Source organism: Actinocorallia aurantiaca, assembly GCF_039533685.1.
In the GTDB taxonomy this organism is placed as follows: Bacteria; Actinomycetota; Actinomycetes; order Streptosporangiales; family Streptosporangiaceae; genus Actinocorallia; species Actinocorallia aurantiaca.
In genome coordinates this window covers 99,413-102,008 of record NZ_BAAATZ010000005.1, presented here as the reverse complement: position 1 = coordinate 102,008, position 2,596 = coordinate 99,413, and the positions used below count along the sequence as shown (strand labels likewise).

The window sequence follows — 2,596 nt, the reverse complement described above, 5'->3', positions numbered from 1 at the left end:
GTGCAGCCTGCCGTGCAGGAAGTCCGCCAGGTCGGCGACGGTCCGCACCGCGCCGGACGTGACGGCCGGCTCCAGGCCGCCGGAGTGCGCGTGGCCTCCGGCGGGGAGCCTGGAATCGGCGAGCAGCAGCAGGTCGGTGCGCATCAGAACAGGAAGTAGCGCTGGGCCATCGGCAGCGAGGCGACCGGCGCGGGCGTGATCTCCTCGCCGTCGATCTTCACGGTGAAGGTGTCGGGGTCGACCTCGATCCGGGGCAGCGCGCCGTTCAGCGGAAGGTCGGCCTTGCCCAGCCGGCGGGTGTCCTTCACCGGGACGAACCGCCGCCGCACGTCGAGCTTCGAGGCCAGGTCGTCCTCGATCGCCGCCTCGGAGACGAAGTGCACCGAGGTCGCCGCCGCGGCGGCCGGGGCCGCGCCGAACATCGGGCGGGGCAGCATCGGCTGCGGCGTGGGGATCGAGGCGTTCGCGTCGCCCATCTGCGCCCAGGCGATCATGCCGCCCTTGAGCACGACGGCGGGCCGCACCCCGAAGAAGCCCGGGTCCCACAGCACCAGGTCGGCGAGCTTGCCGGTCTCGACCGAGCCGACCTCGCCGTCCAGGCCGTGCGCGATCGCCGGGTTGATCGTGTACTTGGCGACGTAGCGGCGGGCCCGCAGGTTGTCGGCGGGCCCCTCCAGGGCGCCGCGCCGGGCCTTCATGACGTGCGCGGTCTGCCAGGTGCGCAGGACGGTCTCGCCGATGCGTCCCATCGCCTGGGAGTCCGAGCCGATGATCGAGATCGCGCCCAGGTCGTGCAGGACGTCCTCGGCGGCCATCGTCGTCGGCCTGATCCGGGACTCGGCGAACGCCAGGTCCTCGGGCACCGACGCGCTGAGGTGGTGGCAGACCATCAGCATGTCGAGGTGCTCGTCGAGGGTGTTGACGGTGTGCGGCCTGGTCGGGTTGGTCGAGGACGGCAGCACGTTGGGGTGCGCGGCGACGGTGATGATGTCCGGGGCGTGCCCGCCGCCCGCGCCCTCGGTGTGGTAGGCGTGGATGGACCGGCCGCCGATCGCGCCGAGCGTCGACTCGACGTACCCGGCCTCGTTGAGCGTGTCGGAGTGCAGCGCCGCCTGGACGCCCGAGGCGTCGCAGACCCGCAGGCAGGCGTCGATCGCCGCGGGCGTGGTGCCCCAGTCCTCGTGCAGCTTGAAACCGGAAGCCCCGGCCTTGAGCTGCTCCCACAGGGCGGGCTCGGAGACGGTGTTGCCCTTGCCGAGCAGCGCCACGTTCACCGGCCAGGAGTCCAGGGACTCCAGCATCCGGTGCAGGTACCAGGCGCCGGTGACGGTGGTGGCCTTGGTGCCCTCGGCCGGGCCGGTGCCGCCGCCGACGAGGGTGGTGACGCCCGCGCCGAGCGCCTCCTCGATGAGCTGCGGGCAGATGAAGTGCACGTGGGAGTCGACCGCGCCCGCGGTGAGGATCTTGCCGTTGCCGGCCAGGATCTCGGTGGACGGGCCGATCACGAGGTCCGGGTGCACCCCGTCCATGACGTCGGGGTTGCCGGCCTTGCCGATGGCGGTGATCCGACCGTCCCGCACGCCCACGTCGGCCTTGACGATCCCCCAGTGGTCGAGGATGACCACACCGGTGATGACGAGGTCGGGGGCGCCCTCGGCGCGGGTGGCGCGGGCCTGCCCCATCGACTCGCGGATGACCTTGCCGCCGCCGAAGACCGCCTCGTCGCCGGCCCCGGCGCCGCGCGCCAGGTCCTCGGTGACCTCGATGAACAGGTCGGTGTCGGCCAGCCGGATCCTGTCCCCGGTGGTCGGCCCGTACAGCGCGGCGTAACGCGCGCGCGAGATCTCAGCCATCGAGGCCCCCTTCAAGACGCAGGCCGGGCACGATCCGGTTCCCCGCCAGCGGCACCAGGTCGACGTCCCGGGTCATGCCCGGCTCGAACCGCACGGCAGTCCCGGCGGGCACGTCCAGCCGGTACCCGCGCGCGGCGTCCCGGTCGAAGCTCAGCGCCGGGTTGGCCTGGGCGAAGTGGTAGTGCGACCCGACCTGGACGGGCCGGTCGCCGGTGTTCTCGACGGTGAGGGTCAGCCGCTCCCGTCCCGGGTTCAGTTCGACCGGCCCCTCCCCGACGACGATCTGGCCGGGCGCGAACCCGCCCGCCTCCGCGCCGCCGCTCACGGGATCGGCCTGTGGACGGTGACGAGCTTGGTCCCGTCGGGGAACGTCGCCTCCATCTGCACCGAGTCGAGCATTTCGGGGATGCCCTCCATGACGTCCTCGCGCGTGAGCACGGTCCGTCCGGACTCCATGAGTTCCGCGACGGTCCGCCCGTCCCGCGCCCCTTCGAGCACGTGCACGGCGATCAGCGCGGTCGCCTCGGGATGGTTCAGCAGCAGCCCCCGCGCCCGGCGCTCGCGCGCCACCTGCGCGGCCACGTGGATGAGCAGCCGTTCCTGCTCGTGAGGAGAGATCAGCACGTGGCGACGTTAACGCAGCTCAGGGCGGTTTTATTCGTTTGAATTGCCGATTTAACTGCGAATTAACGGGTGTTGTCGGCCTCGATGGCCGACCGCAAGCACGACGTCCGGGCAGGCCC

Annotated in this window: 3 protein-coding genes; all 3 read right to left on the bottom strand. The window is 72.1% G+C overall.

What is annotated here, in order from left to right; genetic code table 11:
- Nucleotides 1-143: 143 nt before the first annotated feature.
- From ABD327_RS06625 to ABD327_RS06615, 3 genes are read right to left on the bottom strand one after another with little or no spacing between them, the layout of a single operon-like run.
- The gene (locus ABD327_RS06625) at nt 144-1,853 is read right to left on the bottom strand and encodes an urease subunit alpha (RefSeq protein ID WP_344449292.1); all 1,710 of its coding nucleotides are present in this window, start codon (nt 1,851-1,853) and stop codon (nt 144-146) included.
- Nucleotides 1,846-2,178 (bottom strand): urease subunit beta, encoded by a 333-nt coding sequence (locus tag ABD327_RS06620; protein ID WP_344449291.1) that lies wholly within the window; start codon nt 2,176-2,178, stop codon nt 1,846-1,848. Before ABD327_RS06620 ends, ABD327_RS06625 begins: the two co-directional genes overlap by 8 nt.
- Nucleotides 2,175-2,477, bottom strand: coding sequence for an urease subunit gamma (locus tag ABD327_RS06615; RefSeq protein WP_344449290.1), 303 nt, complete (start codon nt 2,475-2,477; stop codon nt 2,175-2,177). The genes ABD327_RS06620 and ABD327_RS06615 overlap by 4 nt, the downstream gene beginning before the upstream one ends.
- Nucleotides 2,478-2,596: the final 119 nt, after the last annotated feature.